Origin of the sequence: Bacillus gaemokensis (genome assembly GCF_001590835.1) — a bacterium.
GTDB classification, from domain to species: Bacteria; Bacillota; Bacilli; order Bacillales; family Bacillaceae_G; genus Bacillus_A; species Bacillus_A gaemokensis.
This window is the reverse complement of the sequence record NZ_LTAQ01000001.1, coordinates 613,642-633,760: the sequence shown is the minus strand read 5'-3', so window position 1 is coordinate 633,760 and position 20,119 is coordinate 613,642. Positions and strand designations below refer to the sequence as shown.

General features: G+C 35.6%; 22 protein-coding genes, 2 pseudogenes and 2 other annotated features. Of the genes and pseudogenes, 12 read left to right on the top strand and 12 right to left on the bottom strand.

What is annotated here, in order from left to right; all coding sequences use genetic code 11:
• Window positions 1-7: 7 nt before the first annotated feature.
• Entirely contained in the window at window positions 8-190 is a 183-nt protein-coding gene (locus tag AZF08_RS32085; protein WP_369126268.1) for a CPBP family glutamic-type intramembrane protease, read from the bottom strand.
• 22 nt (window positions 191-212) lie between these two features.
• On the opposite strand from AZF08_RS32085, the gene AZF08_RS03425 reads away from it, so the two are divergent.
• Window positions 213-671 carry a GNAT family N-acetyltransferase gene (locus tag AZF08_RS03425; protein ID WP_033672656.1) on the top strand — a complete coding sequence of 153 codons (459 nt, stop codon included), beginning with the start codon at window positions 213-215 and terminating at the stop codon, window positions 669-671.
• A 45-nt stretch (window positions 672-716) separates the two neighbouring features.
• Here the strand turns inward: AZF08_RS03425 and AZF08_RS03420 are convergent, their stop codons facing one another.
• Entirely contained in the window at window positions 717-899 is a 183-nt protein-coding gene (locus AZF08_RS03420; RefSeq protein WP_033672655.1) for a hypothetical protein, read from the bottom strand.
• A gap of 165 nt (window positions 900-1,064) precedes the next feature.
• On the opposite strand from AZF08_RS03420, the gene AZF08_RS03415 reads away from it, so the two are divergent.
• Window positions 1,065-1,442 (top strand): MaoC family dehydratase, encoded by a 378-nt coding sequence (locus AZF08_RS03415; protein WP_033672654.1) that lies wholly within the window; start codon window positions 1,065-1,067, stop codon window positions 1,440-1,442.
• A 59-nt stretch (window positions 1,443-1,501) separates the two neighbouring features.
• On the opposite strand, the gene AZF08_RS03410 is transcribed toward AZF08_RS03415, so the two are convergent.
• Window positions 1,502-2,047 (bottom strand): helix-turn-helix domain-containing protein, encoded by a 546-nt coding sequence (locus AZF08_RS03410; protein ID WP_033672652.1) that lies wholly within the window; start codon window positions 2,045-2,047, stop codon window positions 1,502-1,504.
• Between the two features lie 156 nt (window positions 2,048-2,203).
• Here AZF08_RS03410 and AZF08_RS03405 point away from each other — a divergent pair, with 156 nt between their 5' ends.
• Window positions 2,204-2,608 (top strand): DoxX family protein, encoded by a 405-nt coding sequence (locus AZF08_RS03405; RefSeq protein ID WP_033672651.1) that lies wholly within the window; start codon window positions 2,204-2,206, stop codon window positions 2,606-2,608.
• Window positions 2,609-2,629: 21 nt separating this feature from the next.
• Entirely contained in the window at window positions 2,630-3,487 is an 858-nt protein-coding gene (locus AZF08_RS03400; RefSeq protein ID WP_033672649.1) for a VOC family protein, read from the top strand.
• A gap of 17 nt (window positions 3,488-3,504) precedes the next feature.
• Here the strand turns inward: AZF08_RS03400 and AZF08_RS03395 are convergent, their stop codons facing one another.
• The 4 genes and pseudogenes from AZF08_RS03395 to AZF08_RS31035 all read right to left on the bottom strand — a co-directional run bounded on the left by AZF08_RS03395 (window position 3,505) and on the right by AZF08_RS31035 (window position 9,067).
• Window positions 3,505-3,819 (bottom strand): 4a-hydroxytetrahydrobiopterin dehydratase, encoded by a 315-nt coding sequence (locus AZF08_RS03395; protein WP_033672648.1) that lies wholly within the window; start codon window positions 3,817-3,819, stop codon window positions 3,505-3,507.
• Window positions 3,797-5,554, bottom strand: coding sequence for an aromatic amino acid hydroxylase (locus tag AZF08_RS03390; protein WP_033672647.1), 1,758 nt, complete (start codon window positions 5,552-5,554; stop codon window positions 3,797-3,799). The genes AZF08_RS03395 and AZF08_RS03390 overlap by 23 nt, the downstream gene beginning before the upstream one ends.
• A 164-nt stretch (window positions 5,555-5,718) precedes the next feature.
• Window positions 5,719-5,946: a binding site (T-box leader), on the bottom strand.
• Between the two features lie 52 nt (window positions 5,947-5,998).
• Window positions 5,999-6,227: a binding site (T-box leader), on the bottom strand.
• 91 nt (window positions 6,228-6,318) lie between these two features.
• Window positions 6,319-8,848: pseudogene (locus AZF08_RS03385) on the bottom strand (S8 family serine peptidase).
• A 48-nt stretch (window positions 8,849-8,896) separates the two neighbouring features.
• Window positions 8,897-9,067 (bottom strand): hypothetical protein, encoded by a 171-nt coding sequence (locus tag AZF08_RS31035; protein ID WP_167332912.1) that lies wholly within the window; start codon window positions 9,065-9,067, stop codon window positions 8,897-8,899.
• Window positions 9,068-9,296: 229 nt separating this feature from the next.
• Here AZF08_RS31035 and AZF08_RS03380 point away from each other — a divergent pair, with 229 nt between their 5' ends.
• Window positions 9,297-10,535, top strand: coding sequence for a TolB family protein (locus AZF08_RS03380; protein ID WP_033672893.1), 1,239 nt, complete (start codon window positions 9,297-9,299; stop codon window positions 10,533-10,535).
• A gap of 57 nt (window positions 10,536-10,592) precedes the next feature.
• Here AZF08_RS03380 and AZF08_RS03375 read toward each other — a convergent pair whose 3' ends face one another.
• Together AZF08_RS03375 and AZF08_RS03370 are read right to left on the bottom strand one after the other, a co-directional pair.
• Window positions 10,593-10,715 (bottom strand): DUF4023 domain-containing protein, encoded by a 123-nt coding sequence (locus tag AZF08_RS03375; RefSeq protein ID WP_033672646.1) that lies wholly within the window; start codon window positions 10,713-10,715, stop codon window positions 10,593-10,595.
• Window positions 10,716-10,939: 224 nt separating this feature from the next.
• Complete coding sequence (locus AZF08_RS03370; protein WP_033672645.1) at window positions 10,940-11,278, bottom strand: hypothetical protein; 339 nt, start codon at window positions 11,276-11,278, stop codon at window positions 10,940-10,942.
• 208 nt (window positions 11,279-11,486) lie between these two features.
• Between AZF08_RS03370 and AZF08_RS03365 the strand changes: the two are divergent.
• The 3 genes and pseudogenes from AZF08_RS03365 to AZF08_RS03355 all read left to right on the top strand — a co-directional run bounded on the left by AZF08_RS03365 (window position 11,487) and on the right by AZF08_RS03355 (window position 13,286).
• Window positions 11,487-11,976, top strand: a pseudogene (locus tag AZF08_RS03365) (histidine phosphatase family protein).
• Window positions 11,973-12,527 (top strand): delta-aminolevulinic acid dehydratase, encoded by a 555-nt coding sequence (locus AZF08_RS03360; protein WP_033672644.1) that lies wholly within the window; start codon window positions 11,973-11,975, stop codon window positions 12,525-12,527. The pseudogene AZF08_RS03365 and the gene AZF08_RS03360 overlap by 4 nt, the downstream one beginning before the upstream one ends.
• A 258-nt stretch (window positions 12,528-12,785) precedes the next feature.
• Window positions 12,786-13,286 carry a DoxX family protein gene (locus AZF08_RS03355; protein WP_033672643.1) on the top strand — a complete coding sequence of 167 codons (501 nt, stop codon included), beginning with the start codon at window positions 12,786-12,788 and terminating at the stop codon, window positions 13,284-13,286.
• A gap of 41 nt (window positions 13,287-13,327) precedes the next feature.
• On the opposite strand, the gene AZF08_RS03350 is transcribed toward AZF08_RS03355, so the two are convergent.
• On the bottom strand, window positions 13,328-14,209 hold the full coding sequence (locus AZF08_RS03350) for an alpha/beta fold hydrolase (protein WP_033672642.1): 882 nt from the start codon (window positions 14,207-14,209) through the stop codon (window positions 13,328-13,330).
• Between the two features lie 15 nt (window positions 14,210-14,224).
• Window positions 14,225-15,064 carry a GNAT family N-acetyltransferase gene (locus AZF08_RS03345; protein ID WP_033672641.1) on the bottom strand — a complete coding sequence of 280 codons (840 nt, stop codon included), beginning with the start codon at window positions 15,062-15,064 and terminating at the stop codon, window positions 14,225-14,227.
• 292 nt (window positions 15,065-15,356) lie between these two features.
• Between AZF08_RS03345 and AZF08_RS03340 the strand changes: the two genes are divergently transcribed.
• Together AZF08_RS03340 and AZF08_RS03335 are read left to right on the top strand one after the other, a co-directional pair.
• Complete coding sequence (locus AZF08_RS03340) at window positions 15,357-16,742, top strand: alkaline phosphatase (protein ID WP_033672639.1); 1,386 nt, start codon at window positions 15,357-15,359, stop codon at window positions 16,740-16,742.
• 56 nt (window positions 16,743-16,798) lie between these two features.
• Entirely contained in the window at window positions 16,799-17,278 is a 480-nt protein-coding gene (locus AZF08_RS03335) for a Cif family virulence factor (RefSeq protein ID WP_033672638.1), read from the top strand.
• 29 nt (window positions 17,279-17,307) lie between these two features.
• On the opposite strand, the gene AZF08_RS03330 is transcribed toward AZF08_RS03335, so the two are convergent.
• Window positions 17,308-17,958, bottom strand: a complete 651-nt coding sequence (locus AZF08_RS03330; protein ID WP_033672637.1) for a GTP pyrophosphokinase — start codon at window positions 17,956-17,958, stop codon at window positions 17,308-17,310.
• A 356-nt stretch (window positions 17,959-18,314) separates the two neighbouring features.
• Between AZF08_RS03330 and rpmG the strand changes: the two genes are divergently transcribed.
• Together rpmG and AZF08_RS03320 are read left to right on the top strand one after the other, a co-directional pair.
• The gene (gene rpmG, locus AZF08_RS03325) at window positions 18,315-18,464 is read left to right on the top strand and encodes a 50S ribosomal protein L33 (RefSeq protein WP_001265617.1); all 150 of its coding nucleotides are present in this window, start codon (window positions 18,315-18,317) and stop codon (window positions 18,462-18,464) included.
• Window positions 18,465-18,560: 96 nt separating this feature from the next.
• On the top strand, window positions 18,561-20,057 hold the full coding sequence (locus AZF08_RS03320) for a YcdB/YcdC domain-containing protein (protein WP_033672636.1): 1,497 nt from the start codon (window positions 18,561-18,563) through the stop codon (window positions 20,055-20,057).
• Window positions 20,058-20,119: the final 62 nt, after the last annotated feature.

Here is a 20,119-nt window from a genome sequence, read left to right as displayed (position 1 = left end):
CTCTGTTCTAGCCACTAAATACCATTAATATATTCAGTACTACATGCCATATAATAGCCGGAATGATGCTGTTTGATTTCACAACAATTCCTCCGTAAAATATACCAGCTAAAAAGAAAGTAATAATAAAAATTTCTCCATTTTTTCTCCTTTTAAAAAGGTGATATTTAACTCTTAAAGAATAGTATATAACAATAAAAGGGGGAATGGGATTGTATATTTATCATAACGGACTCATTATTCGAGAAGGAACGACAGGTGTACCAGCTTACGCAATTAAAAGTTTATTTGAAGATGCAGGCTGGAGTAACAGTATCATTCCATCTTGGCAAATTGAAAAATTTACGATCGCATTCGAGAATTCAACGTGGGCTTTTACGATTTGGGATGAGGAAGAAATGATTGCGATGGTTCGTGTCATTTCGGACCAAATAATGGCTGCAAATATTATGGATCTAGTTGTGAAGTGTGAATATAGAGGGAAGGGACTAGGAAAGAAACTTGTTTCTCTTTGTTTGCAGAAACTCCCGCACGGTGATTGGTTTGCTCATACATCTGCTAATAACTTTGATTTTTATCGGAGTTGTGGATTTGAGGTGCGAGATTTATCAAAAAATGGGACATGTGCTTATTATGGTTATAATGAAGCGAAAAAAGAGGGACATCGATAACAACAGAAAGAATGTAAAAGGATTGCTAGGTGAAGGCAATCCTTTTTACTGTACAAAAAAGAAATAGTGAATTGCGAACGAGAGAGTAAACAAGGGGAGCATGAACATCAGTTTCTTTTTTAAATCTTTAGATATGGAGCCGTTATTAGGAGTGAGCCAAATTTCTAATGTGGAGTAGAAGAGTAATGAACCGGCTAATAATACTCCACCAACTATTCCAAATGACATTGTTAAGACCTCCAATGAAAGAAAGTTTAATATATATCAAATGATAACATAGAAATGTTAATTATTAACAATATTAGAGGGCACTTTTATTAATTAAAATGAATAACCATTCATTTTGTGATAAAATAATAGAGAAAATTCAGAAATTTAAAAAGGGGGATAAAAATGAATATTAAAGTAGGCGATACGTTTCAGTATGAAAGGACCTTTACAGAAGAAGAAGTTCTTGAGTTTGCGGGTCTTACAGGTGATAAGGGTAGGCATCATATGGAACATGATGAGCAAGGGCGTTTAATGGTGCATGGTTTATTGACAGCGAGTATAGGGACAAAAATTGGCGGGGATTTGCATTACATAGCAAGAGAATTAGTAAGTGAATTTATCAGACCTGTTTTTACTGGAGATACAATTACTTGTGATTTAACTCTGACAAGTGTTGAAGAAATGGAAGGATATAAAAAAGTAGCCATACAGTCAGTGTACCGAAATCAAAAAGGAAAAGAAGTATTAGTCGGAACAAGTTATGGAATTATACGAGGATAACTTTTATATTGTTCATATAAAAATAAAAAGCATTGCAAACAATATGTTTGCAATGCTTTTTAGTATACACGTTTTCGATTTTCAGCATGGCTAGAAATAAGTAATAATGCGGATTCTTCACCGATGTTACGCACAATATGTGGTACACATGCACTCCAAGAAAAAGAATCTCCTTCTTCGACAATCGCAACATCTTCCCCGTGTTGCACTTCTAATTTTCCACGTAAAACAAGATGACATTCTTCACCTTCATGAGCATTCGGTACATTTTCTTTTGGGAAGCCAACAGGGATTTCAACTAAGGATAAACGAAGACCGCCTTGTTCAGCGACATGTTCAATCCTTTGTTCATCTTTTCCATACACACTGTATTTTCGTTCTTCTTTTTTAACAATTTTCATGCGATCTTTTTGTTCAAGTAATAAGTAAGGGAGGGGAACGTTTAAAAAGTTAGAAATAGTTTCTAAAGTTGAAATGGATGGCGAGGTTTTATTATTCTCCACCTGACTCATAAATCCTTTAGAAAGCCCTGTCCCTTCACAAATCTGGGCGATTGTGATGCCTCTGCGTTGACGAATTTCACGTATTGCAGAACCAATGTTCATAAAATCAAGCTCCTTTTTGTAAACAACTATTTGTATCATAGCAAAAAAAATATATTTTTTCTCAAGAAAAATGAATTGACGAATAAAAAAATATATTGTATGTTTTGTAATGTGAATAAAAGTTTTATATAACAAAACTATAAAGGAGAGAAAGAAATGAATCAACATATTGGTAATTTAATTATTCGTATCGTATTAGGGGTAACATTCTTTATGCATGGTTTGGCAAAGTTCCAATCAGGCATTGATAATATTGCAGGATGGTTTACAAGTATTGGTTTACCGGGTGCTCTTGCATACGGCGTAGCAACGGTAGAATTAGTTGGTGGTCTATTATTGATCATCGGTTTAGGTGTAAGATACGTTGGATTATTATTCGCACTGATTTTAGTTGGAGCAATTGTGAAAGTGAAGTGGTCTGCTGGTTTGTTAGGAGATGGAAAGAATCCTGGTTACGAATTAGATCTTGCATTATTAGCGATGGGTCTTTACTTATTTGTTGCGAAAGCTGATGGTTTTGTAGATAATTTCTTAAAAGCAACTGTGTTTAAAAAAGACTAATTTCAATGGGGGTATAACAAAATGAGCTTTCAACTTCATCCCAGTACAACACTTGGCGTTGTGCATCTACACGTATCGAATGTAAAGACGTCGCTGGCGTTTTACACAGATGTACTACGATTGAATGTGATACAAGAAGAAGGAACGATCGTTACGCTTGGTAATGAAAATAATGAACCGCTTCTTATAATAGAAGAGAAGGAAGAGGTTCTTCCAAAACAAAGAAGCCGCACGGGTTTATATCACTACGCAATCTTATTACCAAGTAGACAAGATTTAGCAAATATTCTTCGTCACCTTGTAGAGAAAGTGTATCCGTTACATGGCGGAGCGGATCATTACTTTAGTGAAGCAATTTATTTATCTGATCCAGATGGAAATGGTATTGAGATTTATCACGATCGACAAAGAGAAGTATGGCGTGATGAAAAGGGAGAGCTTCCATTTGTTAGTAACCCATTAGATGGTGAAGGATTATTACAACAAGGAAGTACATGGAGTGGATTCCCAAGTGGTACAGTAATGGGGCATGTTCATTTCCATGTAGCCGATTTAGAAGAGGCAAGACGCTTTTATGTGGATGGTCTTGGATTTGAAGTAACAATTCCAGCTCGTAATGGCGCATTGTTTGTTTCAGCAGGCGGTTATCATCACCATATCGGTTTAAACACATGGCAAGGTGAAGGTGTACCACCGCAAATGCCGAATTCCGTTGGCTTGAAATATTTCACGATTGTACTGGCAGATGAAAAACAAAAAGAGCAAGTGTGTGAAAGCTTAAAATATATTGGCAAAGCTGCTACGTACAAAGATGGAATATTGCAAGTAGAGGATCCATTTGGTCACTGTATTCATTTCATTATAAAAGGAGAAGCCTAAATAAAGGCTTCTCTTTTTTATTTTCTTATAACTGCTTTTTCATTTTGTAAAAAGAGTTCATTAAACTGTCTCGCGAGCTCAAAATCAAGCTTTGTTAAACCTTTTGCATTCCATGATGACAAAGTAATAATGACTGCTTTATACTGAATAAGGATAAATGGGTGGTGATTATGTTCTTCTGATAGTTTGGCGGCTTCAGAGACAAATTCGACACCTTTTAAGTAGTCGGAAAACATATATTTTCTTTCAATCCATTTTTCATCTTTCACTGTCCATTTATCCAACTTCATTAATTCCTCTTGAACTTCCTCATCTGTTAGTCGTTGCATTATTTTTCACATCCTTTATTGGGAGTAAGGCAAGACCATTGTTAATTAGGCGCGTTACAGATTCGTTTTCTGTAAAAGTAGAGAGCTGCTCTTGTAGTGCAGCAGATGCTTCATGTCCTTTGTTATGCTCTAAAAGTAATTCTAAAATTTCAAGACGAAGTAACCATTCTTTTGCGTAGAATTTATTCAGCACTTGTTGAATTGCTGTTAATTGCTCTACATGTGCATCTTGCAATATACCTTCATTGCGAATATCTCGAACTGTTTGATACATACGATCAAGTTCCGTTAATGTAAGTGGTGCTGGTTTTTCTTCTATTTCTTCATCGATCCCGAAGAATGCAGCTGCATCTGCTGCTCCTGGGAATACAGAAGTAATGATACTACCAACTGCCATATCAAACGCTCCCCATGAAGCGTCAAATAGTAAACGATCTTTGCAAGTCACTGTGCAATCTGTAAACGAGATAAGAGCGATTTTCTCCTCGTTTTTTACAATGTCTGTGACTGTTCCTTTTACATGAACACCGCTTGCAAAGGAAAGTTCAGCACTATTACCAATGATGACGCCTAATGATTGCAACTCTTCTTCTGTACAGTCCTCTAATGTCACATTACCTTTCAGTAAACCAACAGGTGTACCAAATCCATCTTGGTGTACAGCTGTAGAATGAGTCGCTAATTGTTTATTATTTAGCGCTAATGCTGTTGGTGTATTTGTTTTCATGTAAATGATTTCACCAGCATCATTTTGAATTGTTTCTGCAAATGTACCTGTAATTTGTAAGCCGCTACTTAATTCAGCAGTTGCGTTGTTTTCAGAGCGAATTGCTTTTTCTAATCCTTTTGTGCCACCTGTCTTGAAAGCCATTGTTTCAGAGAAGTTTTCAAGCGCCTCTGTTAGCTCTTCAAATGATTGGCATACAAATAGCTGAGGTTGCATTTTTGTAACGTCATAGGTTGTTTTTGTACAAGCTTCAATTGAGAAGGGAACTTTTTCTACAGCGTCTGTTAAGCAATGTTTACTTTCACCAACCGAAGAAAGAAGACCAGCTCCGTAAATTTTCGGGTTATTTATATCACCAATTAAACCGTACTCGACTGTCCACCAGAAGAGACGAGAAATTTGTTCTGCTTCTGATAAGCCAGAAACAAGTTTTTGCTTTTCAACAACTTCTTTTTCGGCAGCTGCAACTTCTTCTTGTGTAGAAGTTGGACTTTCTTTCACAATTGTTAAAGTACGCACAGCTTCAAAAGCATCATGTTCTTCTTTTGTTGAGAAAGCTTTTGCTCCAATTTGTCCGAAACGTTTTACATACTTTGCGTATGTAGGATCAAGTAAAATCGGTGCATGACCAGCAGCTTCATGAACAATATCAGGTGCGGGTGTATACTCGATGTTTTCCACTTTACGAATATCTGTTGCGATTGGTAATAATCCGTGACCTTGGAAATCAAAGAATGCTACGCCAGGAATAAGACCGTCAATTGTTACTGCTCCCCAGCCACTTGGTGCTAAGCATTCATTCATTTCTTCAACCTTTGGAATCGCATCTATATTAATACCGGATGATTGGAGTCCGTTTACATAGGCTGGATGAGCAACATCTTTTAGAAAGCTATGATTTTGTCTCATAATGTAACGCCACACAGCGTGGTTCACCGGTGTGTACTGGTCGTAATGCTGCGTCGATACAAATGGTTTTAAATGTGATGGAATTTCTGTTTTCTTTGTCATGAAAGACATCCTCCTTTTTTATCTGTAAAAATTGTTGCGGTTACTTTTGCATGTATCACCACCTTTCAATAATTGTAAGCGCTTATAAAATTTTATCACAAGATTCGGAATTATTTAACAGTTCTTTTCGTGAGAAACAGAAAAATCCCCTATCGGAAAAATCCGATAGGGGCGAAAAAATCGCGGTACCACCCTATTTGTAAGCAAAAATATGCTTACTTCTCAGTTGCTAATAACGGAAAAATCCGTCTTTTCCTTCATGCTCGCACAGCACTACGAAAAAGAAGCTCCAGAATTGTAATTCGCACTTGTATATGTACTGATTCACACCAACCATCAGCTCTCTGCAACAGGGATATAAGTTACTACTGCGATTCTTTCAACGCATAATATATGAAATTGTTTAAAAGGAGCGGACGCAAAAAAGCCCCTATCGGAAAATCCGATAGGGACGATAGAAATCGCGGTACCACCCTACTTGTAAACAGAAAAAATTGTTTACCACTCACTTTAAGATAACGGAAAGATCCGTCTTTCTCTTCATGCAATAGTGCACTACGGGAAAGAAGCTCCAGAATTGTAATTCACGCTTGTATATGTACTGATTCGCACCACCATCAGTTCTCTGAGACAGGGATATAAGTCGCTACTAGGATTCCTTCAAAGCCGATATATAATTCGTTCAACTAAACTATGTTTTGTATTATAAAACTATATTTGAAAAGTTGTCAACAATAATTTTTTTGAAATAGTAAATCCGATTTCTAATTCACATCTAAATCAACGTTTAAGTCGGATTTGTTTCCAGCAGCATCAGTTGCAACAATGTGAATAGTATTTTTTCCTTGCTGCAATTGTTCACGCTCAAAATAAATACTAAAGTTCTTTTCCCAATGATTCACCAAGGCAGATTCCCATGCTCCATTTCCATTGATTTCATACTGCATTGTAACAGGAAGTCCTGGAGCAATCCAACATGATTCGGTCATCCAATCTAATAATATATCATCAACTTTTCCTTTAATTACAAGATTTTCCCTATCTACTTCTGCTGATAATTTTGGCGTAGTTCGGTCGATAAACACGGCTGCTGTTTGTTTTGTTTCTCCGCCCGAGTTAAAGGCAACAGCTTCGATTTGATATAGACCATCAGGTAATTGTGAACCGTCAGCTTTTGTGCCACTCCATTTTAATGGTTTGTATCCGGTGTTTCATTTTCCCTTCATAAATAATTCCTTGATATGTTACACGATCTTTTATAATTAAGTTGGCATGTAATGTTACATCATCTACTGGTGTAACTAAATAGTAATGAATGAGGTTGTCATCTAGTATGTGATCACCGTTTGGACTAAAGGTAGAATTAATAATTTCTAGGCCATCGATACGTTTATATTCTTTTGGATTAATGCTAAATGTAAATGGGATACGGATTTCTTCATCGCTCCCACGTTCTTTTACATATACATTTCCTGTGTATACACCTTGCGGTAAAGAGCTGTCTACCGTAATTGTAAATGGTTTTTCTATATTGCTGTTAGGTTTTACACTAATAGAAGACGGGAAAGAAGTACGAACTCCAGTTTTTGCTTCTAACAACTCAGTGCGAGTGGAGTATGTTTTCTTTTTGTTAGAACGATTTTGTAATGTAATATTGTGTGTTAATTTTACTTTTCCACTATTTGGTTTAATAAGACCAAAGCTCACATTATTCGGTGTAACAAATGTCTCTGTTTGCACTGCTTTTGGAATGTTAATTAAACCGGAACCTTGTGTCATAACAGGGTATGTATTTTCGTTTACATCTTTTAATGTTTTTGCTGTATTTGCAAGCGAAGCTTTCAATTGTTCTACTGTCCAGTCTGGATGCAGTTGCCGAAGGAGAGCGACTGCTCCGGCAACTTGTGGTGCAGCCATACTTGTCCCGTCATAAGATTCATATCCGCCTCGAGGGACTGTACTTGTAATTTTTACACCAGGTGCAACAATATCGGGTTTTACAAGCCAACTTCCTTGTGATGGTCCGCGAGAGCTAAAGTTACCAATGAGCTCGGTTTGATTTGGTTGTTCAATCGTTATGTTTTTCTTACGCTTTGTAATTAAACTTTTTAATTCTTCACCATTTTTATTAGAGAGTTGCATCACTGGAATAGCTGTTTCTTCGCGAGAGAAATATTCTGGCATACTCGTAATTTCTTTTTCATTAGAAATGAATAATACTCCGAGTGCACCAGCTTGTTTTGCTTGTTCTGCTTTTACTAAAGTACTAGAAGTTCCTTGTAGTACAAGAACGAATTTCCCGTTTACATCTTGTTTTGCATAATCACTTGGCGAGCCATAACCTACATAGACAAGAGGAGCGCCTGTTCCTGTTTGAAAGTCAGATGTTGATAGTGGTAGTCCTTGATATGCTTTATTGGAACCCGCTACTTGGAATGTTGGAAACGGAATAGAAGTAGTGGAAGCCCCAACAGAAATGACGCTACTTGCGTTAGCTGGCGCATCAATAGACCAAGGGCGCGGGCCATCATTCCCATTTGAAATAACGGAAGTAACCCCTAGTTTTGCCGCCCGTTCTAACGTTAATGTTACGGGGTGATCAGGGACATTTAAATCTTGACCAAGTGATAAATTAAGGACATCAGCTCCATCTTGAATTGCTCGTTCAATTCCTTGAATAATATCTTCTGTCGAGCCGATTCCTCTATCATTCATAATACGATAAGCTAGAATAGAAGCATTTGGGGCAATTCCTTTTATATTTCCATTAGCAGCAATAATACCAGCGACATGGGTTCCGTGCTCATTCCCATCCATTGGATCATTATCTTCGTCAACAGCATCGTATCCACCGAGATAATTCGCCTTTAAATCAGGGTGTGTATAGTCAACGCCAGAATCAATAACTGCTACTTTCATTCCCTTTCCGTCCAAAGGTTTACCAGTTGGGTCTTTTAAATTCTAAGCTTCCGGGGCACCAATTGTAGGGCCACCAATGTTTGGTTTTTTCGGAACAGCTTGACTTTTAGCTGGGGTAGGAAGCTTATATGTCAAATTTGGATAAATTGCTTTTACTTCTGGTAAAGAAGCAAGGGTGGCAATTTGCTCTCCAGGAACAGAAATAGAGAATCCGAAAAATAACGTATTATAGGTTTCTTTTATTTTTGCTTGTGGTGCTTTTTCTTGTATCTTTTTCGTAGTATTTTCTTGTGCCTTTTTTAACTCTGTATGATAGGACTTTGCATTACTATTTTGTAAGTCTGGAGCATGCTGTAATTCAACAATGACGGATATTTCTTTTGCTGTCTTTGTGTCGACGTCTGCCGCGATTTTATTTTCTCTCTATTGCTCAATATTTGCTTTCAATTGCGGGCTAAATTGTTTTTCTTGTTGCAATGTCTCGGCATGGGCACTTAATGCCCCGAAGCTTGAAAAAACGAGTGCCATACTTAGTAATGCAGATGTAGTTTTTTCACTGAAACTCCCCCTAATAAAATATGCCAACTCTCTCAAAATGCATCGCTAACCTTCTCGTATTTTTTCAGCAAAAACAAAATGGATGTTGGATACACCATGAATTCGACATAATTCATGGTAATCCTCTAGGAATTGAATATTCTGAAAAAACCTTAGAGAATTAAGATCTTTAATAGAACGTTTTGTCGGATATTTAAGGGTTTTGTATATAGCACATGAGATGTGAGGGATGCTAGGAAAAAAAGAAAGGGGGTGTGGTTCCATTTTGAAAAAGCTAATATCGAGTTGTTGTATAGCTGTGTTGCTATTTTCTAGCATGCTTTCTGTTGGTAGTGCAGAGACTAAAGGAATAAAAGTCGCTTTTATTCGCAATCATAACCTTTGGATAAAAGTTCACGGGAAAGAGAAGCAAATAACAAAAGGGGAATATGTTACAAAACCAAAATGGTCACACGATGGTAAATGGGTTGCATATGCGAAAGGGAAAGAAAAACAACATCTGGAGCTGTACAGAATCGAGGATGAAAAAAAGGTTATTCCGTTTGAAGATGAGATGAGTAACTACCAATGGTCACCGATAGATAATATAATTGCATTTGAATTTACAGATCTGTTAAACATATTTGATGTAGAAAAAAAGAATCCGGTGGCGGAAGGTGTATCAGCAGGTGTGGGGGATTATGCATGGTATCCGGATGGAAGAAAATTTCTTGTATCTTCTACAGCATATTTACTCCCGACAGGGTGGACCGGAGCGCAACTATATGAAGTGCAAAGGGATGCGAAGATGAATCCACATAAAATGAAGCATCTATATTCATTACCAAGTCAGCATGATGATTTCTTAGCTTATGTTGCAAGTGATTTTAAGTGGTCTCCAAATCAAAAGTGGATTGCATTTTTAGCTGTTCCAACCGCTTCGTGGTCAGCGGATAGTAATACATTATGCCTTCTAAAAGCAGATGGAAGTCATTTTGAAAAAGTAGATGAAATGCTATTAAAAAGCCAGTGGTTTCAATGGGCTCCATCGAAAAATATACTCGCTTATATTGAAGGGAGCGGGAGGTTTGCATTAGAAAATAAACATTTGAAAATAAAAGAATTACCTGTTCTCCAGCAAGAAAAATTCACTCCAAAAGGGTATGTTGACTGGGATTTTACATGGCATAACGATAAGGTGATTACAACTTCAAGGGCAAAGGAGGCAGATATATCGACTGTCCCAGAAAAAAGACCATTCCCTTCTTTATATAGAGTAAATATTACAACCAATCAGCAAGAGCAAATTACAAAACCACCAAAAACATATGGTGATTATAGTCCGGTTTATATGAGGAGCAGTAAGGAATTGACATGGTTACGGTCGGATCGTAAGAAAGCAGAGCTGTGGGTTGCTGATAGTGATGGAAAACATGCAAAGAAATGGATTGGCAATATAGATGTGCCCGAGTGGTATTATGAGAAATGGAATTGGGAGGATGTTATTGCTATAAAAGAATGCTAAAAAGAGCCACCTAAAAATGATTTTAGGTGGCTCCATTTCATTGTAAATAATGAACGGTTATTTGTGCGTTTTATTCGGTTTCTTTTTTCCAGGGTTTCCTTTACCTTGGTGCTTTCTATTTTGTTCATCTTTTGCTTGTTTCTCGTGTAGCGTTTCTAAAAAATCGTTTGAGTTGCTCATTGATGAATCCTCCTATAGGTTTCGTTATATCTTTTTTACTATATCCATTTAGGAAGGAATCATAAGTTAAAAAGCATAAAGTTTGTTTCGCCATCTATAGCTTGGCATAATGCTAAAAATGATGCGGCATCAGTTTCTTTCATTTCAAGAATCATACATATCGTACATTCCTTTATGGATATAAATTAATGTATTTGCTTTATCTCGTATAATTCCTGTGCAACTTATACACTCATCTTTTTTCTGTAATATAAATAAAACACTCCATACAGGATAAATAGTGTGAGTAAAACTTGTAATTCCACATTTTCTTTTAAAATGGTTGCTAAAGGATCTGGTAAGTAAGGGGATTTTTCTCCTCCACCTAAACCTAATAATTTATTAAAAAGGCTAATCATACAAAACATAAAAATACCTGACCAACTTGCTATGATTGCTTTATGCTTAATTTGTTGTTCTCGCTCATCATCTTTTATCCAAGGATTAGCAGTTTTATCACTACTAAAAAATCCGTTTATGTAGCCCCATATTATCATTCCAATAAGGGCAATAAGCCATTTCATATTTGTGAACCCCTCCCTAAAATATATAAGTGTTGTAAAAAGTATTTTACATATTTCGTTTTAATAATTCCTGAGTTTGGTGTCAAATGTTTTTTACATAATACGTTCATTATTGTAGTTAGAAAAGATTGCGGGAGGAATCTAGAAGGGAAAGAAGAAAGTGGAACAATTGGGAGGTGTATTTATTTTCGAAGAAAGGAGTAAAACGATGAAACTTATTTACATAAGACATGGTGAAGAAAAGCATACAAAAGGTTTACCAATGAATTTGCAATTAGAGAATCTATCTTTGACAAAAGAAGGGAGAAAACAAGCATTGTTACTTCAAAGTAGTTTTCCATAAAATAACAAATCCATATATTTCTCCTCGTATTTTTCCTTATCGTGAAGGAGTAAGAACATTACCATGTGACCAATTGTTAAGAAAAAAGGTGATTGAAGGTTTATTTCCTAGTTTTTCTTTAGGAGAAAGTAAAAATAATGTGTTATGGAAAGAGGGGATCAATACGATTTCAGAGAAAGAATTTCAAAATAAAGCAGATGAATTCATTAATTGGTGCTATACATTAAAGGCAGAAAGAATTTGTATTGTTTCACATGATGGAACGATTACAGCGTATAGACAGCATTTACAACAGCAGGTGCTAACTAGAGAGGACTTTTTAAAAGAAACAGGTGTATATGAAATGAACTTATGAATGGAGGATTTCATTTGAATATTGCATTAGTAGTTGGCGATAATTCTGATTTAGAAGCACAATCACTTCGAGCAACCCTTGAGTATTTCGGGGCAAGAGTTGTTACATATTGGATTGGTCGACCAAGTGATTTGATCGATGTTCTTTCAGGAAAAAGTTTGTATGAAGATATGAATTATATTATTTTTTGTTTTCATGGTGACGAAGGTGAATTTGTAATAGGAGAATTAGGAGAAGAGGTATATGAAGAAAATGAACCGAGAGGGAACTTTGGTGTAACGGAAAGTAATCAATATGCAAAATTGCATAATAAACATATTATCAATAGTGGATGTACGTTAGGTGACCAAAAACTCGCAACAGCATTCTTAAAGAGCGGCGTAAAAACTTATATTGGCTCCATAGATTATGTAGATGGAAATGCAGCATTGCTGTTTACAATACGCTTATTTTATGGGGTTATTAATCACCAAAAAACAATAGATGAGGCATTTCAAGATGCGAAATTATTAGATGATGAGACTTTTACATTTCAATTATACAAAGAATAAAACGTATTTATCCGAATATAGGATAAGCACGTTTCACATTTATCACACAATTTTTTTATATTTTTTTAATGAAAATCGTTATCAACTGTGTTATGATATTTTCAAGTTTTTACAGTTAATAAAAGTAACTATATAAATATTAGTTTCGAACGTTTTAAATGATTGTCACAAAGTATTCATAATTAACATTTGAAAAATAAGTAACTACTGTTATTATATTAACTGTAACTAACTTAATTACATCTTTAGGAGGAATATATGGTTATTCAATTTTTAAGAGAAAACAAAGCAGTTTCTTTTGTGTTAGCGGTTATCCGTGTTTATCTCGGATACACGTGGCTGATGGCTGGAATCGGTAAACTAAAAGGTAATGGATTTGACGCTACAGGGTATTTACAAGGGGCCATTGAAAAGTCAAAAGGAGCACAACCAGCAGTGCAGTCTTGGTGGGCATCATTCTTGCAAGACTTTGCAATTCCGAATGTTGATATGTTTAACACACTTGTAACATGGGGAGAAATTCTAGTTGGAATAGGTTTAATCGTAGGTTGTTTAACAAAAACAGCTGTATTTTTTGGCCTTGTAATGAACTTTTCCTATATGTTTAGTGGGTCTCTAGGTGTGAATCCACAAATGGTTATTTTATCTATGTTCGTTCTTGTCGCTGGTATGAATGCAGGGAAACTTGGAGTAGATGGATGGGTTGTAGCAAAATTATTAGGATCGAAAGGTCAAAAACGACAAAAGCAAGCTGCTTAATATATGAAACGGGTATCTCAAAGGTGAGATACCCGTTTTTGTTACTTCGTTGTTTCGACTGGATTTTTTTCAAAGAATTCTTTTACATATCCTATAAATTCTTTCGGTTCTTGGCGAAAGGGTGCGTGATAACCTTTTTCTATAACATGGAAAGTACTATTTTTTAAGAACTGATGATAAGATTCGCCTTCTTTCCATGAAACGCTACTGTCATTTCTGCCCCAAATAATTAAAGTGGGAAGTTTGATTTCACTAGCATTAATCTTAAGGCGTCTAGGCCACATTTTCATCTGGTTATAATGTTCTGTATCATCACGCTTAAATTTCACTTTGCTTTCATCATAATCTGTAATAGAAGAAACAGTATGCAAATCATTCGATAACTGTGGCTTAGGTGAGCCTTTCCTATTTGTTAATGATATGGCCCCTGTAGCGTCCGTTAAAATGAGATGAGTAACTGCATCTGGGTATAAGTATGTTAAATTAAGCGAAATTTCTCCTCCCATGGAGTGACCCAGTATGGAAAATGTATCATAACCTAGTTTTTTCATTAACTTATAATAAAGGTTGGCGTGATTTGGGAAAGAATATGGAAAATCCATCGGTTTGGAAGAACGACCAAATCCTAAAACATCAACAGAAATAATGGTATGATCTTTGGCTAATTCTGAATAAATATCATGAAAGCCATTGGATGATCCGCCAAATCCATGAAGCATAAGTAATGGTGGTTTCTTTTTACCAATTTGTTTGAAGTAAATGGTTTGTCCATCTATTTCAACCATTTTTTCATCGGTCGTTAGCTTTGTGGTAATTGTATTTTTAACTTGTTTTACTGTTTCTGCTGGTTTTTCTGTTGCATTGCAACCCACTAATAGTGTAAGCGTAAGGCAACTCACCATATAATAGTTAAGTCGCTTCAAATAGGTATCCCCTTTCTAACATAATGCTGTATCCATCATAGCAAACAATATATTACGATTTCCAGAAAGTTGACTTCCATTTTTTATCATTAGAGGTGAAAGAAGTGTTTCCTGGAAATTTGTTGTTCGAAGGTATTCGCGAAATGTAAATTGTGAATGCGGAACATCAATACGAACAGTTCCGTTCCAAGCTTTACAAAGCATCTGTAATAACTGTATAGCATCTTCTTCTTGCTTTGCGATAAGAGGAGTCACGCATAATATATCGTCTTTTTGCATGCATAATGCGAAAGCTTCTATTCTACCGTTTCTTTCTATTTTGAATGTGAATGTGGCTCTCGCTAGTAATAGTGAATAGGGTTGTGCTCGGCAAGCGCCTGTTGCTAGTTGATCAAGGTTAATGAGAGAGACGAGATCATGTTGCCTAATTTGCTTTACATAGGAGAGATTTGTAGATGTATTCGTAACAAACCTTTCAAAGCGATGAATCGTTGTCATTGTCGTAAAACCGTACGATTGATATAAAGGCACACCAGCTTCTGTTGCGATGAGGATAATAGGAAGAGAAGGCTGGGCTAGCTGTAGGCAGTTATCTAGTAAGGTACGACCAAGCCCCTGTCTCTGAAAGTTAGGATGGACGATTAACATGCCGATGGAGGAAAAACCAGACTCAAAAGGGAATACCCCGCCAGCAGCAATTAGCATTTTATTATGTATACATCCAAATAGTGTTCCTACTGAGAGATACATTTCAAATTGTTTTTTCATAAATGATTTATGTTGTAACCATCCAACAGCTTCGCAAAGAGAAAAGAGATTAGGAATACTAGATTCATTTAGTTGTTCTATTTTCATAGGGAGTCACCACATTTCTAATTTGGTAAAAATATTTTATCATAAAAAAAGTAAATATTCGGTTTTTGATAGGTAGAATGTAAATTTACTTTTTTCAATTTAAAGAACTCCACATCTCCTGACAAGTATTTTGTAAAGTGGATCAACCGTGATGTCATAAGACAAAGATATACAAATTATAACGAGAATTTACATAACTTAACAAAAAGTTTACATATAACTAACTTTTCCTTAATAGTCTTCCGTTAAATTTGGTAATGGGAACTGAATAACCTATTAGGGGGACAAAAAAGTGAAAAAGTTTATGAAGAAAGCATGGCCATTTGCGGTTGTGACATCGTTAGCACTAACTTCAGTAGTAACGTGGGGCGTAACGCGTTCAGATGTGATTAAAGCAGATGGAAAAGCGAGCGATCAAAAAATTAAGAACGTTATTGTTTTAATTGGCGATGGTATGGGACCTTCTTATATGACAGCTCATCGCTATATGAAAGATAATCCAAAAACATTTGAAATGGAGTCAACAGAGTTTGATAAGCATCTTGTAGGGACACAAAAGACATATCCGGAAGATGAACATGAAAATATTACGGACTCTGCATCAGCGGCAACAGCGATGGCAGCAGGTGTAAAAACATATAATGCAGCAATTTCGGTCGATAATGATAAGACAGAAGTAAAAACAGTACTTGAACAAGCAAAAGAAAAAGGAAAATCAACAGGACTAGTTGCAACTTCTGAAATCACACATGCAACGCCAGCTGCTTTTGGCGCTCACGATATTAGTCGTAAAAATATGGATGCAATTGCGAATGATTACTTTGATGAAAAAATTAATGGCAAACATAAAGTAGATGTTCTTCTTGGCGGTGGTGTAAAGAACTTCGTGAGAAAAGATCGCAATCTTACAGAAGAATTTAAGAAGTCTGGTTATAGCTATGTAACAGATCGTGAGCAATTATTAAATGATAAAAATGATCAAGTTCTTGGTTTGTTTGCACCGGGTGGTTTAGATAAAATGATTGATCGCAATGAAAAAACGCCTTTACTAGAAGAGATGACAAATGCAGCAATCGATCGTTTAAATAAAAACGATAAAGGTTTCTTCTTAATGGTAGAAGGTAGCCAGATTGACTGGGCTGGACATGATAATGATGTTGTTGGTGCTATGAGTGAAATGGAAGACTTTGAAAGAGCATTTAAAGCAGCAATTGAATTTGCGAAAAAGGATAAGCATACATTAGTTGTTGCAACCGCTGACCATTCTACAGGTGGTTTCTCTCTAGGTGCGAACGGTGAATATAACTTTAAAGTTGATGCAATTAAAGCTGCGAAACGTACACCAGACTTTATGGCAAATGAAATTGCAAAAGGTGCAAATGTAGAAGAAACATTGAAAAAATATATTGATTTAGAATTAACTCCAGAAGAAATTAAAGCTGTAAATGATATAGCTCCATCAAAAGATGTAACCAAAATTGATAATGCAATTGAAGAGATCTTTAATAAACGTTCAGTTACAGGTTGGACAACAGGTGGACATACTGGCGAAGATGTGAATGTATATGCATTTGGACCAGGTAAATATCTATTCTCTGGCGTTCAAGAAAATACAAACTTAGCAAAACGTGTCTTCGATATTGTTGGTGGCGGTGACCCTAATAAAGGTAGACGCTAATTGTGAAGAAAAGCGAGGCATTTCGTCTCGCTTTTTCTTTTTTGGAGGAATATTAAATGCAAAATTTCACTAAGAAAATAGGAACTGTTATGATAGTCGGATTATTGTTAATAGGATGTCAATCTGAGCAGGAAACGCAGAAAAAAGAGGTAGAGAAGAAAGAAGTCACGGTGAAAAAAGAAAATAAGGTGCATGTAACGCCGGAAGAAGAAAAAGAAATTCGAAGTGTGATTGAAGCATTTGTCCAAACGACGAATGAAAAAAATTTCGATCAACATATGGCGCTGTTTTCGGACAAAATTGTTGGGGCTGAGGATTTACGAACGCAAAAAGAAGCGGCATTTCAAAGAGGGAGTAAAAAAATTGAGCTAGATCATGTTCAAGTGAAAGATGCAAAAGGGGACTTTGTTATTGTGGAAACAGAAGAAAAAGAAATAGATAGTGGAAAGTCTCTTCAGAAAAAAGTACAGTATGCGCTTGGAAAAGAAGAGGAGCACTGGAAAATTGAAGAGGTTTGGACGATAGAAAAGAAATAAAAAAGGTTCTCATGTCAGGAGAACCTTTTTTATAATGGGAGTAAAATTTGATTTGAACAGGCTTCAATCTCATCAATATCTTGACGAATCGTTGCCATTTTATTATCAAGTTCTTCTGCTTTCATAGCAGCATCATGAAGTTCATCTTTTAAATAATCAGGAATATTCCCTTCATATTTATAATAGAGCTTGTGCTCTAAACTTGCCCAGAAGTCCATCGCAAGTGTTCTTAATTGAATTTCTGCAAAGACATCTTTTGTACCAGAATTCAATGATAATGGGTACTTAATAATCATATGCAAACTTTTATAGCCGTTTTGCTTTGGATTAGCAATGTAGTCTTTTATCTCTACAATTTGCATATCTTCACGCTTTTCAATGACTTGTTTTAAATGGTAAATATCTTCCACAAAGCAACATGTAATTCGTATACCGATAATATCTTGTAACTGTGTTTGTGCATTCTCGATTGTTGGAGATAAATTTTTTCGTTCCAGCTTTTTAATAATGCTTTCAGGTTGTTTTAATCTTGTTTTTATATGTTCAAACGGGTTATAGTCCTCTAAAAATTGAGCTTCCCGGTTCATAATTTCGAATTTTGTTTTTAACTCTTCTAAAGCGAATGTATAAGGTAATACAAATGCTTTCCAATAGTTAACGGTTGATTGATTATATTCCATTTATATACACACCTTTTCATATTTGCAAATAAGGTTGCTTATCATACTAAATACCAAATCATATAAGCACATGCTGCAAATGATGAGATCATAAAACGATATTTGGCTTTCATGACTGTAACTCCTTTCTAATTGAATTTTATATATCAATAAACTGGATTGTTAGTAAGTTGATTATGTACAATTCTAATAGTAATAGATTGATGTGAATTTCGTATGAACTAATTGTTTCAGTTTTTTGTCTTTTTAGAGTGATTGTTAAAAGAAAGAATTGACAAAGTATAAAATAGCATTTAATATATAAATCGTAATCATTACGTTTTAGTTGCAATCTTTAAAAGAAAGGTGATGATCATATGCGTGTAAATATTACGTTAGCTTGTACAGAGTGTGGGGATCGCAATTATATCTCGAAGAAGAATAAACGAAATAACCCGGAACGTATTGAACTAAAAAAATATTGTCCACGATTAAAACGAGTGACGTTACATCGTGAAACGAAGTAAAACAGCTAGAGAAATCTAGCTGTTTTTTCTATAGATTCTAAAACCTTTTTCTGGAAAGAATGATATGATTAATATATTTAGAGATAGGGAGAGGACATGATGAATACAAAGAATGAAGAAAGAAAAAAGCAAGTAGCGCATATTATTGAAATCCCAAATGAATACCATCTTGTTGTAGACGATCAAAAAACAGTAGATGAGCCTTTGCATGTATTGTTTTGGGAGCATCAAGATGACGAAGAGAAGAATATACGTATTACTTTAAATAGACATACAGGTGAACTGATAGAATTGGATATAGATGATGAAGAGTATTTCCAAAGTAATGATGAAGAAATAAATGAAGAAAAAGCGAAAGAAATTGCGCATTTGTTTGTAAAGAAATATATACCAAATGAATACGAGGCTTCTACATATATTTATGTAGAAGATTGGTGCGGAATGCATGCGGTCCATTATGTACAAGAAGTAAATGGATATCCATTGCCGAATACAGGTTGTATTGTACGAGTTCATCCATCAGGAAATGTTGTAGCATTTCGGAATCATAATGGATTGAAAGAAAAACCAGTATGGCCAGATTCAATTGCAGATAAGGAAATTGTCTTGAAAGAATTGAAAGATAGACAAGATATGCGACTTGTGTTTGCGCAATTATCTCCTGACCTATGTGAATATGAGAATGGAAAAGAAGCAGGTGGATATCGCCTTGTATATGAACCGGTGCCAAGGGTAAGGTTTATTGATGCCTGTACAGGGAAAGATTTACATGAACCAGAGCATTATCAACCAGCGCCTGCAGTAGCGGTAAGTGCGCCGCAAATGAATGATAAACAAGAAACAGATATGTTTCGTTTGCTGGCCTTAGATGAGGAAGAGTTTGTGAAAATATCTGAAGCAGAGTATGACAATGAAATAAGAATGAAATTTGTTCCAAGAGAAGAATTGGAAAGTGAGCAGGAAGAGAATCAGACTTATTTAATGGATGATTTTTATAAAAAACATTCTCCTATGTTGCGATATGAAAACCCTATGGTAATTGGAATTGATAAAGAGTCAAACATATTGCTTCATTATTTTAATCTGGTCCCTGAGAGAGAAGGAAAAGTAATATTATCGCGAGAAGAATGTTTAAAGAAAGCACTTCAGTTTTTAGAACAAGTCATTCCGAATGCGACAGAGTATCTTCATCTTTGGGACAACTATGATGAAGCGGAAAGCCCAGGTAGATTTTACTTTGATGTGTATGTAAATGGCATTCCAGTTGATTGCTCATTGGTTATGATGAACATAGATACAGAAACGGGAAACGTTATTATGTATAGTGGGATAGCTCTGGGTGTAATAGAAGAGTTACGTACTTATGAAACAAATGCAAAGATAGGAAAAGAGCAGGCTTTAGAAACATATAGAGATGCTCTGCGCGTTGAATTACAGTGGCATGAAAATCATGATATAGATCTATCAAAATATGAACTGATTTATAAACAAACGACAGTTGAGAGTAGTGAAGCGTATCATATTAATTTTGTTATGAGACGAGAAATTCGTTATATTGATGCCCATACTGGGGAAGTAATTTGGAGTAAATAAGGTGAGTTCTAAAAGGTTGCAAAATTTTTATGAATTACATATAGGGAAAAAGGTCTTCAATT

Excerpts from the sequence above, each read along its gene's own strand:
- AZF08_RS03420 (WP_033672655.1), bottom strand. The coding sequence starts at position 899 with ATGTCATTTGGAATAGTTGGTGGAGTATTATTAGCCGGTTCATTACTC.
- AZF08_RS03415 (WP_033672654.1), top strand. The coding sequence starts at position 1,065 with ATGAATATTAAAGTAGGCGATACGTTTCAGTATGAAAGGACCTTTACA.
- AZF08_RS03410 (WP_033672652.1), bottom strand. The coding sequence starts at position 2,047 with ATGAACATTGGTTCTGCAATACGTGAAATTCGTCAACGCAGAGGCATC.
- AZF08_RS03405 (WP_033672651.1), top strand. The coding sequence starts at position 2,204 with ATGAATCAACATATTGGTAATTTAATTATTCGTATCGTATTAGGGGTA.
- AZF08_RS03400 (WP_033672649.1), top strand. The coding sequence starts at position 2,630 with ATGAGCTTTCAACTTCATCCCAGTACAACACTTGGCGTTGTGCATCTA.
- AZF08_RS03390 (WP_033672647.1), bottom strand. The coding sequence starts at position 5,554 with ATGACAAAGAAAACAGAAATTCCATCACATTTAAAACCATTTGTATCG.
- AZF08_RS03375 (WP_033672646.1), bottom strand. The coding sequence starts at position 10,715 with ATGAGCAACTCAAACGATTTTTTAGAAACGCTACACGAGAAACAAGCA.
- AZF08_RS03370 (WP_033672645.1), bottom strand. The coding sequence starts at position 11,278 with ATGAAATGGCTTATTGCCCTTATTGGAATGATAATATGGGGCTACATA.
- AZF08_RS03360 (WP_033672644.1), top strand. The coding sequence starts at position 11,973 with ATGAATGGAGGATTTCATTTGAATATTGCATTAGTAGTTGGCGATAAT.
- AZF08_RS03355 (WP_033672643.1), top strand. The coding sequence starts at position 12,786 with ATGGTTATTCAATTTTTAAGAGAAAACAAAGCAGTTTCTTTTGTGTTA.
- AZF08_RS03345 (WP_033672641.1), bottom strand. The coding sequence starts at position 15,064 with ATGAAAATAGAACAACTAAATGAATCTAGTATTCCTAATCTCTTTTCT.
- AZF08_RS03335 (WP_033672638.1), top strand. The coding sequence starts at position 16,799 with ATGCAAAATTTCACTAAGAAAATAGGAACTGTTATGATAGTCGGATTA.
- AZF08_RS03330 (WP_033672637.1), bottom strand. The coding sequence starts at position 17,958 with ATGGAATATAATCAATCAACCGTTAACTATTGGAAAGCATTTGTATTA.
- rpmG (WP_001265617.1), top strand. The coding sequence starts at position 18,315 with ATGCGTGTAAATATTACGTTAGCTTGTACAGAGTGTGGGGATCGCAAT.
- AZF08_RS03320 (WP_033672636.1), top strand. The coding sequence starts at position 18,561 with ATGATGAATACAAAGAATGAAGAAAGAAAAAAGCAAGTAGCGCATATT.